Source organism: Glaciecola sp. 2405UD65-10 (assembly GCF_048820975.1).
Taxonomy (GTDB): Bacteria; Pseudomonadota; Gammaproteobacteria; order Enterobacterales; family Alteromonadaceae; genus Glaciecola.
This window is the reverse complement of record NZ_JBMEUF010000001.1, coordinates 1834540-1849267: the sequence shown is the minus strand read 5'-3', so window position 1 is coordinate 1849267 and position 14728 is coordinate 1834540. Positions and strand designations below refer to the sequence as shown.

General features: G+C 41.1%; 16 protein-coding genes and 1 tRNA gene. 11 read left to right on the top strand and 6 right to left on the bottom strand.

Annotation, left to right across the window (positions count from 1 at the left end):
• The first annotated feature begins 450 nt into the window (after positions 1–450).
• Positions 451–1911, top strand: a complete 1461-nt coding sequence (zapE, locus tag ACOI22_RS08305) for a cell division protein ZapE (protein ID WP_420671559.1) — start codon at positions 451–453, stop codon at positions 1909–1911.
• Positions 1912–2049: 138 nt separating this feature from the next.
• Here the strand turns inward: zapE and ACOI22_RS08300 are convergent, their stop codons facing one another.
• The 3 genes from ACOI22_RS08300 to ACOI22_RS08290 form a co-directional block, all read right to left on the bottom strand.
• Positions 2050–2865, bottom strand: a complete 816-nt coding sequence (locus ACOI22_RS08300) for a mechanosensitive ion channel family protein (RefSeq protein WP_420671558.1) — start codon at positions 2863–2865, stop codon at positions 2050–2052.
• Between the two features lie 140 nt (positions 2866–3005).
• Entirely contained in the window at positions 3006–3245 is a 240-nt protein-coding gene (locus tag ACOI22_RS08295) for a hypothetical protein (RefSeq protein ID WP_420671557.1), read from the bottom strand.
• A 520-nt stretch (positions 3246–3765) separates the two neighbouring features.
• Complete coding sequence (locus tag ACOI22_RS08290) at positions 3766–4161, bottom strand: DUF3224 domain-containing protein (protein WP_420671556.1); 396 nt, start codon at positions 4159–4161, stop codon at positions 3766–3768.
• Positions 4162–4337: 176 nt separating this feature from the next.
• On the opposite strand from ACOI22_RS08290, the gene ACOI22_RS08285 reads away from it, so the two are divergent.
• The 5 genes from ACOI22_RS08285 to ACOI22_RS08265 all read left to right on the top strand — a co-directional run bounded on the left by ACOI22_RS08285 (position 4338) and on the right by ACOI22_RS08265 (position 7857).
• Complete coding sequence (locus ACOI22_RS08285; protein ID WP_420671555.1) at positions 4338–4751, top strand: MAPEG family protein; 414 nt, start codon at positions 4338–4340, stop codon at positions 4749–4751.
• Between the two features lie 33 nt (positions 4752–4784).
• Positions 4785–5816 (top strand): RDD family protein, encoded by a 1032-nt coding sequence (locus tag ACOI22_RS08280; protein WP_420671554.1) that lies wholly within the window; start codon positions 4785–4787, stop codon positions 5814–5816.
• Between the two features lies 1 nt (position 5817).
• Entirely contained in the window at positions 5818–6276 is a 459-nt protein-coding gene (locus ACOI22_RS08275) for an acyl-CoA thioesterase (protein WP_420671553.1), read from the top strand.
• 274 nt (positions 6277–6550) lie between these two features.
• Positions 6551–7369 carry an HNH endonuclease family protein gene (locus tag ACOI22_RS08270; protein ID WP_420671552.1) on the top strand — a complete coding sequence of 273 codons (819 nt, stop codon included), beginning with the start codon at positions 6551–6553 and terminating at the stop codon, positions 7367–7369.
• Between the two features lie 68 nt (positions 7370–7437).
• On the top strand, positions 7438–7857 hold the full coding sequence (locus ACOI22_RS08265; RefSeq protein ID WP_420672344.1) for a secondary thiamine-phosphate synthase enzyme YjbQ: 420 nt from the start codon (positions 7438–7440) through the stop codon (positions 7855–7857).
• A 31-nt stretch (positions 7858–7888) separates the two neighbouring features.
• Here ACOI22_RS08265 and ACOI22_RS08260 read toward each other — a convergent pair whose 3' ends face one another.
• On the bottom strand, positions 7889–9013 hold the full coding sequence (locus ACOI22_RS08260) for a peptidase M14 (RefSeq protein ID WP_420671551.1): 1125 nt from the start codon (positions 9011–9013) through the stop codon (positions 7889–7891).
• 233 nt (positions 9014–9246) lie between these two features.
• On the opposite strand from ACOI22_RS08260, the gene ACOI22_RS08255 reads away from it, so the two are divergent.
• Entirely contained in the window at positions 9247–11088 is a 1842-nt protein-coding gene (locus ACOI22_RS08255) for an ABC transporter ATP-binding protein (protein WP_420671550.1), read from the top strand.
• A 153-nt stretch (positions 11089–11241) separates the two neighbouring features.
• Complete coding sequence (locus ACOI22_RS08250; RefSeq protein WP_420671549.1) at positions 11242–11799, top strand: pesticin C-terminus-like muramidase; 558 nt, start codon at positions 11242–11244, stop codon at positions 11797–11799.
• Positions 11800–11826: 27 nt separating this feature from the next.
• On the opposite strand, the gene ACOI22_RS08245 is transcribed toward ACOI22_RS08250, so the two are convergent.
• Positions 11827–12690, bottom strand: a complete 864-nt coding sequence (locus ACOI22_RS08245) for a crotonase/enoyl-CoA hydratase family protein (RefSeq protein WP_420671548.1) — start codon at positions 12688–12690, stop codon at positions 11827–11829.
• 303 nt (positions 12691–12993) lie between these two features.
• Here ACOI22_RS08245 and ACOI22_RS08240 point away from each other — a divergent pair.
• From ACOI22_RS08240 to nusG, 3 genes are all read left to right on the top strand, one after another.
• Positions 12994–13070: transfer RNA gene (locus ACOI22_RS08240), tRNA-Trp, on the top strand.
• Between the two features lie 56 nt (positions 13071–13126).
• Positions 13127–13504, top strand: coding sequence for a preprotein translocase subunit SecE (secE, locus tag ACOI22_RS08235; protein WP_420671547.1), 378 nt, complete (start codon positions 13127–13129; stop codon positions 13502–13504).
• A 3-nt stretch (positions 13505–13507) separates the two neighbouring features.
• Positions 13508–14044: a transcription termination/antitermination protein NusG gene (gene nusG, locus ACOI22_RS08230; protein ID WP_420671546.1), complete on the top strand. Its 537-nt coding sequence runs from the start codon at positions 13508–13510 to the stop codon at positions 14042–14044.
• Between the two features lie 95 nt (positions 14045–14139).
• On the opposite strand, the gene ACOI22_RS08225 is transcribed toward nusG, so the two are convergent.
• Positions 14140–14529, bottom strand: a complete 390-nt coding sequence (locus tag ACOI22_RS08225) for a VOC family protein (protein WP_420671545.1) — start codon at positions 14527–14529, stop codon at positions 14140–14142.
• Positions 14530–14728: the final 199 nt, after the last annotated feature.

Below are 14728 nucleotides of genomic sequence, written 5' to 3'. Positions count from 1 at the left end.
TCACCTGAGAGACTCTTGTTTATAGTATTTTTTGCACTGGTTAAAATGGATAGTTATCAACCGTGCCACCTATTCAATCACACGTCAACATAGCTTCATGATACTCTTGTTCCAAATTTTCACGAGCCCTGTCTGCAATTACTGCTGTGATATAGCTCATCACACTTCCATAAGCGGTTCCCACTACCATACCACTCTTTCCTCTCCCTAGAGTATAGGAGAAATTAACGCTACCAACTAGTCTCTATGTTAGCTATATTTGCGGGTGGTTTTTTATTATTCAGTTATTTATGCGAAATTTTTACAAGTTGAACTGCGAAGATTGAGCCTTTAATACAAATCCATTTGATACCCATTCAGAAATCTAACGTACCATATTATTATGTTGATAAATTCATCAGCTCTATGATGAAAACGATAATGATAAAGGCGACGATGATAAAGGCGATAATGGCACAAGGTCACGTAGCTCGGCGGTGCTTATCGAAAGGCCCCGTGTCAGCGGCTTATGAACTCAAGGTAAACGCGGGAGAGGTGCGACGAGATAACGCGCAAGTGGCTCTGGCGGCAAAGTTTGATGCCCTGCACGATTCTCTTGCCTTGCTCCCACCAGTACCCGTGCGTACCGACGATCCGGCGCAGAGCAGCTGTACAAGCAGCAGTTCACTATTACTGTTGCTGTCGCGCTCCCTAGCGTCCGCCCAGTCCTTTTTTCGAAAGAAGTTTAATTTGTGGTTTTTTGGTCCACCACCGCGAGGCATGTACATTCACGGGCCGGTAGGGGTAGGCAAAAGCTTTCTAATGGATCTATTTTACGCGTCGCTTACTGTTCCTGATGATAATTCTTGCTGTAATAATGACAGCCTTAAACACGTAAAGATTACCAAACGCCGCGTTCACTTTCATGAATTCATGTTAGACGTCCACCATCGAATTTTTGTCTACAAACAGAAGCACCCACAAGGTGATGCGATTCCCGTCGTTGCGCAACAATTAGCACTAGAAGCCCAACTCCTCTGTTTCGATGAATTTCAAGTGACAGAAATTGCCGATGCCATGATTTTGAAACGACTGTTTTCACTATTAATATCGGATTGGAATGTCGTGATGGTGGCCACCTCGAATCGAGCACCCGATGCCTTGTATGAGGGAGGCATTAACCGATCCCTCTTTTTGCCATTTATCGACATGTTGAAACACACGTCCGACATTATTTCCATGGAGGATTCCCAGAATGATTATCGACTCGAAAATCGAGCAGATGGCCAATCCTATTTTTGGTCAAACAATGGGGGGCACGGCGATAATAATATTAGTAACAAGGTGCAGGCGCAGTTGGAAGAAATATATGGTGGCACTGCATCCACAACTGAGGCCGAGAGTATTCCTGTCCTCTTTGGTCGCACCGTTCAGGTCGCCCGATTGAATGACCGATGCGCCTGGTTTGATTTTTCAGATTTGTGCTACCAACCGCTAGGGGCGGCCGATTATATTTCCCTCTGCCGCCGATTTCCGGTGATCATTATGGAACGCGTCCCTCAACTAGACGCTAATCACCTCAACGAAGCGCGACGCTTTGTTACCCTCATTGACGCGTGTTATGAATCTCGCACCCGCTTGGTGCTGACGGCACAAGTCCCGCTCGACGAATTGTTTGTCGATTTTGAAGCGCAAGTACAAAGCAGTGACGGTGATGAAGAATTGTTTGTTAATGATAAGGGAGGAAACTCGAGTTCTTTTGCTACGACCATGATTCGCACCAAAAAGGGAGAAGTTTATGAGTGGTCGGCTACGGGTCGAATTGGCGTGTCACTGGCACAATTATCGGCCGCCAATGATCTCGCTTTTTCCTTTCGACGAGCCGAGTCTAGGTTGGTAGAAATGGGGGGAAAGGAATGGGGGCGGCAATAACGACTTACGCAAAGGTGCTAAAACTTAGACTTCTTGCTCCTGAATCGCTATGACCACGAACGTTTGCAATCGGCTCAGCTTGTGTAAAAACGCTAACACGCAACTTTGCAAAGCCACATAGAAATTTCGCTTCGCATCTTAAACCATTTTAACTTCACGCTGAGGGAACGGAATAACAATCCCGGCCTGTGTAATAGCATCGTGAATGAGCTTATTGGCTTGATATCGCACCTGATAATGTTTGGTAGTAGGTGCCCAAAAGCGCACCCCAAAGTTAATACTGCTATCGCCAAAGTTATCAATACCCACAATTGGCTCGTTACTTTCAGCAATATCTAACACTCCGCCAAGCGCATCTTCAATTAAATCAATAACTTCCTGGGTGTTACTATCATAGGCAACACCAATAGAGAGTTCAATTAAGCTGTTGTTATTGGAGTTATGCAAAATTTCGCCAATTACTAAGCGGTTCGGTATTTGAATACGCACGCTATCTTCATCAATGAGTATGGTGTAACCCAGTTGCACTTCTGAAACCAAGCCAGTAACGCCTTGTACTTTAATGGTATCGCCCACCACAAAAGGCCGCGTGATAATAATTGTAAAGCCGGCGGCATAATTAGAAAGCATGCCTTGAATCGCTAAACCAAAACCTAAACCAAGAGCACCAATAGCCGCCAACAACGGTGTAACGCTAATGCCTAAATTACGCAGGGCAATAATGGCAACCATTACAATTAAAATGACCTTAACGATACTGCCGGTAAAAGCACTTAGCGTAACGTCAATTTTGCGTTGAAGCATGAGTCTTTCGACTTTTTTGCCTACCTTACCAGCAATCCACATGCCCAAAATAAATACGAATATGGCACCAGCTATTTGAAAGCTATAGGTGAGTAAATACTCGACTATCATGTCGGTTATTTTTTGTATTTGTTCTATATCTTCGGTCATGGTTTTCTCGGTAGAAAGGAGCTGCGTTAGCTAATAAATTTGACGGCTCTTAGAATAATCTACAAGTCCTTACTATTCAATTATGCTTGTGTAAAAACAAACACGGCCACAAAGTATAATACTTTATGGCCAATATACCGCTATTTGTCACTTTTTATTTGCGCTGACTTTCTCTCTTGTATCTTCTTTTTCTCAATTACTTCAACAATAGCTTTCTCGGCATTTGGTACTGGAACTAACACATGCATCATCATGCCTAGCCCTATTGCCGCCGCTTTGCGTTTTTTGGCCCATTTGTAAAATGTAAAAAATAGCCATAAAAGGCATAAAAAGCCAATATAAGGAAAAATAATAAATAAAATTTGGGTAAATAAAGTCATAATCTTTTGCTCAATACAGGAAAATTTGAAGCACCATAAAGCGCTACGTTAGTTATGTGTTATTTTGGTATTGGTGAAAGATTTACGGAACGGATTGATAACGCAAATATGAAATCAAATTAACCTTAGCAAGCCAATTTATTTCAATATAAGTGAATAAATGAAACGTGGAACTATAATAGTGTATTAAATGAAATTTAGGTTTGTAAGGTAGAAACCTTCTTACTTTGCTTACTTTTTCGTGCTTATACTTTGTGTTTTGAAAGTGTTTGGTATGCTCGCTTTTAGCCGGTAACTGTAAAGCCAGTGAACTATTTTCACTAGTGTTAATATTGTAGTTGCTAGGTGCAACATTTGCAGCCTGAAAAGGTGACGCAGCAAGTAGCATTAATGCGAACAGCACAATATAAACGCAGGAGCGCATTGGCGATGTTATAGTGTGATGGCGCAGCGAGTTTTTCATATACCAACAATATGGGTATTCAAGATTTCTTCAATAGTGCTAATTAAAACGCCTGACTTATTTTTCTAAATTAATAAGGTAAGAGGCTTGGCCGTTTTCGCCTGACGTGAAAGACCCAGAACCTGATAAATCTGAAAGGGCGTTATTGCCCGAGTTAGCGAGTATTGTAAATTTACTGCTTGCTACGCCTGCCTCAAACTTACCTATGTGTTGCAAAACTATGCTGCCAAGCTTCCCTTCAATAGTACATGTAACTGTTTCTATTCCCACAAAATGCGCCGCACCGCTAGGCGAATACGCCATTAAATATTGCAGCTCGCTTGTACCTTCAATATCACCGCTATAGGTTTGCGTAATTTTAGCATTGGTAAGTTTTGAGCCGTCATCATTTTCTGTGTATGGCTGTTCGTCCCATGCGGTTATTTGAAAAACACCCTGCAATTGAATAGACATTTATACTCCCTTTAAAAATTTTACATCACATTGTTTTTTAGCTGTTTAATTATTAGCATGGAAACTGCACCAATACCAGTAAAGGTATTAGCGAACAATTGCAATAGCCTAATTCTAATGGGAAAAATGCAGCCAATGGGCTATGCTAAAAATAATAAAAAGAAAGAGGAATTTTTGTGAACGAAACCATTTTGGCTGTTGTTATTTATATCGCTTGGACAATGCTGTTAATTCTTGCGATAGCTTTGTATAGAACAGTTTTTAATAAAAAACACGCACGCAGTTCGCTTAAGTTTGACAGCAGCGGCAATGATGTTGGTGCGCTTGGTTCACGTTTAACTCGAGCCCACGCTAATTGTTATGAGTCATTCGCCTTTATAGGGGCAATTATGCTACTTGCTTTAGCAACAAACTCGGCTCACATTACCAGTCCACTTGCCTTGGTGGTAGTGGGCGCTCGAATAGTGCAGTCATCCATTCATATATGCTCCACTTCAAATGCGGCAATATCAGCACGATTCGTGTTTTTTCTTGTGCAGTTTATCATTAGTGGATACTGGCTATTTTGCATCATGCAAAAATTCATCTAAATTAGAAAACTCAATAATACTAAGAGCAAGATTATGGAAATTAGTGACAAGAATGTTGAACAAAGCTCAAACGCAGAAACTCGAGAAATAGTCACGCCTTATGCATTTACTGTATCACCGCATTTATTAGGGCACCCTTTAGCCAGCCCAATGCGGCGAGGCATCGCAATTTTAATCGACGTATTTTTAATTAGCGTACTAAGTTCAATTAGTGCGCTAATTTTTGCTGTATTTGTCGCCTTAACTTTTTTTAGAGCCGATGCACGCTTAAAACAAAAAAGCGAAACAGGAGCTCGCCATGCAACCCGAAAACTTTTACGCGGCAGTGGGGCTGTTATTGTTTTTATTGTTGCATATATGGTGGTGCAAGGCATTAGCGAAAATAACAATGCCCCCAGTGAGGTTAGCAGTAAGCAAGCAAAAATAGCCGAGGTAGTCATATTTTACGCATGCCAACAAGATATGCTGTGTATTGAAGAAGAGGGCAGTGAGCTAGCGGCGGAGCTAGCAAAAACTGATATGCAGGCAAGCGAATTTAATAAAGGAATGGCAGAGAAAATAAACGCCATGCCGTGGGATGAGCAAAACAAAACTAATATGCTTAATTTGTTTGACCAAATATTTACCAGCGAAAAAATAAAATATGAATTAGAAAACGATATCCCCCAAGTCAATAGTTCGCCAAATGAGTCAAGCTCACCTAGTGTGATTGCTTGGGTTGAGGGAATTATGGCTGATTTAGGCTTAGGTTTAGGCTGGGCAGCGCTATATTTTAGTGTATTTACAGCATGGGCGAACGGCCAAACCATAGGCAAAAAATTATGCAAAATTAAAGTGGTTAAATTAGACGGCACGGCCCCCAATTTATGGGAAAGTTTTGGGCGCTATGGTGGTTATGGCGCTGGATTTGCAACGGGGCTCCTTGGCTTTCTACAGCTTTATTGGGATCCTAACCGCCAAGCAATTCAAGACAAAATATCAGAAACACTGGTACTGCGTATTCATTCAAAAGTGGCGAGTAGTGAACAGGCATTGGATGAATCTCAAGTGGAAGAGGAGAGCTAACATGCATACAACAGAAACTGAGCCATTTGAGCTGCTAATTAGGGTTAGGTACTCTGAATGCGATGCCCAAAGCGTTGTATTTAACGCGCGATACGCTGACTATGCAGATTTAGCGTCGACCGAATTTATGCGGGAAGTAATGGGGGGATACCAGCACATTCTTGATATGGGCTTTGACAATCAAGTGGTAAGCATGCACATAGACTGGCAGAGCTCTGCTAAATTTGACGATATTCTGAGTTTAAAAACCCGAGTAATAAAAGCCGGGAATAGTAGCTTTTGTATGCAAGTTGATATGTTTGAATTTACCACGGGGCGAGCCATTGCTACCGCGCAAATTGTGTATGTAATGGTTGATGCAAAGCTATTTAAAAAGCTTCCCATTCCATTGAGTCTAAAAGAAAGTTTGCTGGCTGGTGCGCCAAGTGTACAAGTAAACTTGGCGGGTAAGCTCATTTAAGATGCTTAAATGAGTACGTTTTCTTAACTAACATTTACTAGTATTACTTCCTACTAAATAACTGCATCTTAGCTAATAGCTACATTCCACTCTTATTTTTCGCTACAAATTTATTGCACCTATCCAAGGGCATTCCTACTTGTTTGCGCTCGAAAACAGCCGTGCTTTTAAAAACATATATATAAGTACTTGTATCATCAAACATTAGATGCCCTGTACCAAAGTACAGGTTTCGGTTACCATTGCGTTATTCGTTCTCAAATAATTGTTTATAATGAGTATATTTGCTTTTAGTGGCCGCTTAATCGCATTCACGTTTTCCGTATCTATTGGGCTAGTACAAACTGCTTACGCTATTGATGAAACTAAGGCCCCGGCCATAGTAAAAAAGTCGAGTTCAGGCATATGCCATGACGAACACAGTGGCTCTTATACGCGAACCAAACGATTTACTGCATACCCCTCAGTACAAGCATGTTTAGACGACAACGGCAAATTACCTAAGTCAAGCGCCAAAAGAATTGTTAAGCAAGCCGCTAATGACGCCTTAAATGAAGGGCGTAAGTTTTCATATTTATACAACCGCAAAGATTGGCCGCATTGGATTGACCAAGATAAAGACTGCCAAAACACTCGCCATGAATTACTTATTGAAACCTCTACTAAGGCGGTTGCTTATAAAACACAGAACGAGTGCCAGGTGTTAAAGGGCGCTTGGTACGACCCGTATTCAAATGACACTTATTTTGAATCAACCGACCTAGATTTAGACCACATTGTACCGCTTAAATTTGCCCATGGACGCGGGGGAAGCTTCTGGAGCAGAGCCACTCGGCAGGAATTCGCCAATGATACTGATAATCTAATTTTAGTTAAAGCTTCACTAAATAGGCAAAAAGGCGCAAAAGGCTTAGATGAGTGGCTGCCACCTAACCATGCTTATAGGTGTGAATACATTGGTGCGTTTATGAAAGTAGTGAGCAAATATTCCCTCACACTTGTGCCAAGTGAGCTGCGCACAGTAAGCAAAATGCAAAATGCCTGTAGCAAAAGCAACTACGCGTCACTACTTGAGCAAGGTAGCACTGGCTAAGCTGAAAAAGCATAATGTCCTATAAATACCGGTAGTTGGCATTTTACTCAATGAAGGTTATAAATATGATATTTGAACAAACAACGCTTACTTTGCCCGCAAAGCCACGTGGCTTTCATTTGATTACCCGTGAACTGGTTCAATCATTGCCCGTTTTAGGGCGATGTCAACAAGGTTTGCTGCACGTTTTTATACAGCATACTTCAGCGTCATTAACTATTAATGAAAACGCCGATCCAAGCGTTCGCCGAGACTTCGAAAGAGCATTCAATCATTTAATTCCTGAAAACCAAAGTTACTATGAGCATACTGACGAAGGCCCTGACGACATGCCGGCCCATTTAAAGGCCAGTATACTTGGGCCTAGCGTAACCATTCCTGTTACAAAAGGTGCACTTAATATAGGCATATGGCAGGGGATTTACTTGTGCGAGCATCGTGACCACGGCGGCCCGCGCTCTTTAGTACTTACCTTGCAGGGCAACTAGCCCTTTCCTGGTTTTATAACTACCGGCAAAGTTAAATGTCAAAAAAGTTGGTAAAGCACTTATATAGTTGAGTACCGCTTAACACCGATGCTGACGGAAAGTGCAAAATAGGAATAAGATCACAGGGGGCGAATAATTCATGCATGGCGTCTTGGTTGTCTAGTTCATCAATATTCAAAATTTTGGCTAAATGCTCGCCTTTCTTAACCAATACGCCGGGCTCTGCGCAATATTCAACCATGCCACCAAAATCAGTATAAAGGGTTTTATAATCGCTTAAGGCCACGCCTATTCGTTTCATTTTTTTAGGCTTATATTGGGTAGTGAAAAGTACATCATGGCAGGCAAGGTAAGCTAAAATACTGTTAGCATCGTCTTCACCTTCGGCAAAATTAATATGTTCCTGGCTGCCCATTTCTAAGGTAAATGCTTGTACCTTGAAATCAACTTCTTCACCCCACTTAGCATGTAATATTTCTTGTAAGGTCCACCAAGGACAAAAGCAGGCCTCATCTAATGCGCCAGCAAATTTGTTAGGGATGAATATACAATGGGGAATAGAAAACTCTAGAGCTGCTGATTTTGCATATTCAGGTACGTATAAATGCCGGCATGACACCGGGCCATTATGTAAATCAAGGACTAGGTCTGCGGTTGCCGCTATTTGCTGAAGTTTTAAGTTTAGTTGTTGCGCTAAGCCAAGCCCCCAAGGTTGAGCCAGCTTTTCATTAATAGCTTGGCGCCACATATTTCTAAAGTTATCTTTGATTGTATTTAGCGGTGTGTTGGGGCTTAGATTATTCGCAAACTCATGTACTTTTGCTTCATCAAAAAAATATCCACGGTTCCAGTTTGTCCCATTTACTGGGTCAAAGCGGCCTAGGGTATATTCGCCAGCTTTTATATTTGTCCCTACTGGATTACAGTTGGGTACCAGTATCACCTTTCCATGCACTTCAATATCTTTAAGTAGCTTTATAAGCTGATAAATAACTACATTACCTTGAACTTCCGACCCATGAATGGAGCTTTGTATATACACCGTTGGGCCGGGTTTACCGTCATCTATTGTGTATATTGGCACATGCAAATTTCGCCCTGATGCATTTTGCGCAACCGAAATATAGGTCTTTTGTAATCGGGTAGATTCAGTCATTAAAAGCCACTTTGTCGTTTTATTTATATTTGCAGGAAGTATAGGTATTGTGCGCTACTTGTAAAATAGAATCTTATTTCTAGGGCCTTTAAATGAAATTTATTTCGGCTTATTCGTCACTTTTTTGCCGTATAAAATGTGTTATCATCCTGCCGGTTATCGTGCATTGCCCAAACCTGTAATTCGAACATTACCAGCCCCTTTTTCATAATTTAAAGTGAGATGTATTTTTCATGTTTTCTTTTTTTGAACGCTTAACAAAGCCATTCCCTGATGAAACCGCAAGCCAGCCACCCAAAACCATAGTGGCGTTTTGCAAACACTATTCAAAAGGAATGTGGCATGTACTTTTTACGGTGTCGATTTTAAGTGGATTGGTTGCCTTTCTTGAGGTGTCGCTATTTGGCTTTATGGGGCAACTAGTTGATTGGTTCTCAACACGCGATCCAAGTACTTTTATTGCCGAAGAAAAAGGCACGCTAATTTGGATGGGGCTGTTGGTGTTAGTTATACTGCCCACTTTGATTATGCTTGAATCGATGCTTATGCATCAATCTATTTTAGGCAACTATCCAATGCGCATTCGTTGGTTAGCGCATAAATACTTGCTTAAACAAAGCTTAAGCTTTTATCAAGATGAGTTTGCGGGCCGTGTGGCAACAAAGGTAATGCAAACCGCGTTGTCGGTGCGTGAAACCGTGACCAAAATTCTCAACTTAGCGGTTTATATATCAGTGTACTTTGTGTCGGTAGTGGCTTTGGTATTTGCCAGTAACTGGCGCTTAGCCATTCCTTTGGTAGTGTGGTTAGTGTTGTATGTCATTATTTTGCGAATAATGCTACCTAAGTTAAAAAAGGTTTCGCAAAAACAGGCTGATGCACGATCAGTCATGACGGGGCGAATTGTAGATAGCTATACCAATATTATGACGGTGAAGCTGTTCTCACATCATAAGCGTGAAGAAAACTACGCGAAAGAAGGCATGGATGGCTTTTTGCAAACGGTGTATCCACAAATGCGATTAGTCACCGTTCTACAGGCTTTGGTTTGGGGAATTAACTACATTCTAGTATTTTCAATATCTGCATTAGCCATATATTTATGGATACATAGTACTGTGAGCCCGGGTGATATAGCCATAGCCGTAAGTTTGAGTTTACGTTTAAACGGTATGAGCCAATGGATTATGTGGGAAGTGTCGTCATTATTTGAAAATATAGGCACAGTGCAAGATGGAATAAATACGCTCGCCGTACCCGCAAGTATTAAAGACGATAAACAAGCCACAAAACTCAAAATAGCGGGTGGCGCAGTTGCATTTAAGAATGTGAATTTTTCTTACAAAGGGAAAAACAACAACACCATTAATGTGTTTAATGATTTAAATATTCAAATTAAAGCGGGTGAGAAAATTGGCTTGGTAGGGCGCTCAGGAGCGGGTAAATCTACCTTAGTTAATTTACTACTGCGCTTTTATGATGTGCAGTCAGGCTGTATTAAAATAGATGAACAAGGCATTCAGCAAATTACTCAAGAAAGCTTACGCGGTAATATTAGTATGGTCACCCAAGACACTTCGTTAATGCACCGCTCAGTGCGTGACAACATAATGTATGGGCGAGTTGATGCTACCGAAGAGCAAATGATTGAGGCGGCTAAACAGGCAGAGGCCCACGAGTTCATTCAGCAATTAAGTGATGCGAAAGGCCGAACTGGATATGATGCCCACGTAGGCGAGCGCGGCGTTAAGCTATCGGGTGGTCAGCGCCAGCGAATAGCAATTGCACGAGTAATGTTGAAAAACGCGCCTATTCTTATTCTTGATGAAGCCACTTCGGCCTTAGATTCAGAAGTTGAAGCCGCTATTCAAAATGGCCTTGTGAGTATTATGGAAGATAAAACCGTACTTGCCATAGCTCACCGTTTATCAACGATTGCACAAATGGATAGGCTGTTAGTGCTTGATGATGGGAAAATTGTGGAATCAGGTACTCATCAAGAACTGCTTGATCGCAACGGCATTTATTCTAAATTATGGGCTCATCAAACCGGAGGTTTTATTGGCCTAGAATAAAGTGGCATTTAAATTCGTATAATTTTTGACCAGTAAGCTTTTTCAGGTATACTCAAACCATAAAGCGTGCTGTTTGCCTATTACACTAATGCGTTGTAATACCTTGCTTTTGTTTTCACTGGGAAGTGCTGATCAAATATAAGGAGAGGGTAAGTGTCTACGAATACTGAAGAGCCAATAAATGCTAGGCCAATTATTGATTTCACGTTTATAGCGGAGCGTGAAGGAGAGAATGCTTGTGTGGGCTATATTGCCGTAGATAACGGGCAATACAGTGGAGTTTGCGTGGGTATAGGCTGTAACTTAGGTAAAATATCTCATACTAAACTTCGTTCTATGGCCTTAAATCCAGCTTTGCTAGGAAAGCTCTATCCATATGTAGGTTTAATAGGGCAAGAAGCGGCAGACTATTTACTCGAACACCCTTTAGAACTCAGCTTAGCTGAAACCGATGCAGTAAATTTAGGCTGTTGGCAAAATCAAGTAAACGAACTTATTTTACAGTTTGAGCATAGCTCGCAAAAGTCTTTTTGTGAATTGAGTAAAACCTGGCAAACGGTTCTATTTTCCCTCTCAATCCAAGTAAATGATCTTGCCCATAATAAGGCTAATTTTTGGAGTGCAGTAACCAATGCACATTGGGATGATGCAAAAAGCGCACTTAGGCAGTTTAGCCCCCGTGAAGCCCATTATATAGAAGCCAATATTTAATTAGCCTCTATATTTATCTTTTCTCTTTTAGTTTTCTTTTTTAAATAAAGGCTCAAACTCTGGCATACGTTTTTGTTGCCCGGCAGCCATTGCTTCATGCACATCAGGCATTTGGAACATACCACTTTGCCATGTAGCCATATGATTTAAGCTATCTTCAACGCTGTGATCACGGGCATAGTTAAGCATTTCTTTACAGCCACTCACTGCCATAGGGGAGTTAATAGCAATTTGCTTAGCTATTTTCATAACTGCCGCAAGCATAGTTTCTTGGTTTTCAAACACTTGGTTCACAAACCCATGCTGTAATGCTTCAGCGCTTGAAAAGTTACGGCCGGTATAGGCAAGCTCTCGCACTATACCGTGTGATAACAAATGCGGTAAGCGTTGAAGAGTACCCACATCCGCCGTCATACCTAATTGCGTTTCCTTCACACAAAAATAAGCGTCATTGGTACAATACCGGCTATCACAAGCGCTTATCATATCAACTGCGCCGCCAATGGCACCGCCTTGAATGGCTACCAACACAGGTACGCGAACTTGCTCAAGCGCACTGAAGCTATCTTGTAATTGCAAAACGCTTCTGCGCATGCGCTCTGCACGCCTTGAAGGTTCGCCTTCAAATGTTGCCGCCATATTCGTAAATACAGATAAATCCATACCTGCTGAAAAATGTTTGCCGGTGGAACTAATTACAATCACCCGTGCAAGTGCGCTTGCGTCTATCGCCCTTACACACTGAGGTAGCTCTAACCAAAACTCGGCAATCATACTATTGAGTTGTTCAGGACGATTCAAAACTATATGCGCAATATGATTTTCAATACTAACATTAAGTGTTTTATATTCTGCTTGAAGTGCTGATTGTGAGTTGGCATCGCTAAACATAATAATTCCTTTGTTTGAATGATTGGCTTTGTAATGGTTTAATATTTTAAATAAGTATTACCATGATTACATACCGTTAACATTTACATAAGGTAACAGTATTTTTTTAAAGCACTATTTAATATAGTGATACATAACATTTCTATTTCTGCATTTAGTGATATATTTTTCTTGTAACATTGCCTTGCATAAGTATAATACGCGTCCCTCCCTTGTACGATGAAATTTTCCCAATAAGAAAAACAGCACACAAGGGTGGTGTAAGTACCGTGTACGTTTATAAACCGGAGAACGTATGCTTGTAGGGGTGTAGCTCTAATTGGTAGAGCAGCGGTCTCCAAAACCGACGGTTGGGAGTTCGAGTCTCTCCACCCCTGCCATTTAACAGATTTTTTGATTAACGCTTTAATGGCGTTATGGCTAATAGGTAACACGAATGAGTGAAAAGGCAGAAAACGTATCTAATCCTTTAGATACTGTGAAATGGATATTGGTATTTGTATTACTTGGTGGCTTGGTTTATGCCTACACTGCGTTTTCAGATGTGTCTGTACTTTATCGTGCCTTAGGTGCGTTAGTAACAGTTGTAATTGCTGGCCTTATTGCGGCAACTACGTTCAAAGGACAAGCTTTTTTAACCTTCGCAAAAGACGCAAAAACGGAAGTGCGTAAAGTTGTATGGCCTACTCGTCAAGAAGTAGTGCGTATGACCTTAGTAATTTTAGCCGCTACTGCTGTTGTAGGTGTTTTACTATATTTTATTGATATGATTATAGTTTGGGTAGTAGGATTAGTGACTGGTATCGGAGTATAAAGCATGTCTGACAAAAAATGGTACGTTGTTCAAGCCTTCTCACAATACGAAGGTCGCGTTAAAAAGACTTTAGAAGAACACATTAAGATGCACGAAATGGAAGCCTTTTTTGGTGAAATTTTAGTGCCGACTGAAGAAGTTGTAGAAATGCGTGCAGGTCAAAAACGCAAATCTGAGCGTAAATTCTTTCCAGGCTATGTATTAGTAGAAATGGAAATGAACGAAGACTCTTGGCACTTAGTGAAAAGTATTCCTCGTGTACTCGGTTTTATTGGCGGAACATCTGATCGCCCAATGCCTATTACGCAACGCGAAGCTGATGCGATATTAAATCGTCTTGAAGAGTCAGTTGATAAACCTAAGCCTAAAACATTGTTTGAACCAGGCGAAGTGGTACGCGTTACTGACGGCCCATTTGCAGACTTTAACGGCACAGTTGAAGAAGTGGATTACGAGAAAAGCCGCTTGAAGGTATCTGTTCTTATTTTTGGTCGTTCAACTCCTGTTGAACTAGAATTTGGACAAGTTGAGAAAGGCTAAATCCAAACGCCATTTACCGTTATACATAAAAAAGCCTGATGTTATTGCATCAGGCTTTTTGCATTTAAGCGTATTCGTTTTTGTGCCCAGCTCTTTTAAGCTAAGGAGTGAAGGCCGAAACAGTTGCCCTCTGTGTCTATCACAATACTCACAAAGCCATATTCGCCAATCGACATTTTGCTTTTTTCAACAAGCCCACCAGCATCAACTATTCTACTTTCTTCTACTGCGCAGTCTTTGCAACTGAAGTATACCAAGGTGCTATTGCCACCTGCAGCCATACCTTCCATTTTCACAAGGGCGCCGCTCGCACCATAGCCATGCATATCTGAAGGGAATCCATACATTTGAACGCTATCATCTGTAGGATCAGTAATAGACTCAAGGCTCACTTGAAATACGGCTTCGTAAAAGGACATAGCACGGGGCATGTCGTCTACGTAAATTTCAAACCAACTAACGGGATTTGCTAATGCTTCACTCATTTTACACTCCTATATGGGTTTAATGTAATTTTAGGTTTACATTACACGCTATTGTTGAAATTGTAAGCATATTAATTATATTTTGTGTTATACTCCGCCCTCGAAATTTTTAGGGCTTAATTACTCATTTAAGATGTATATTGAAAGATGGTAATAGGCATACGAATAGAAATTTAAAGAAAGCCGGCAAAATATGAGA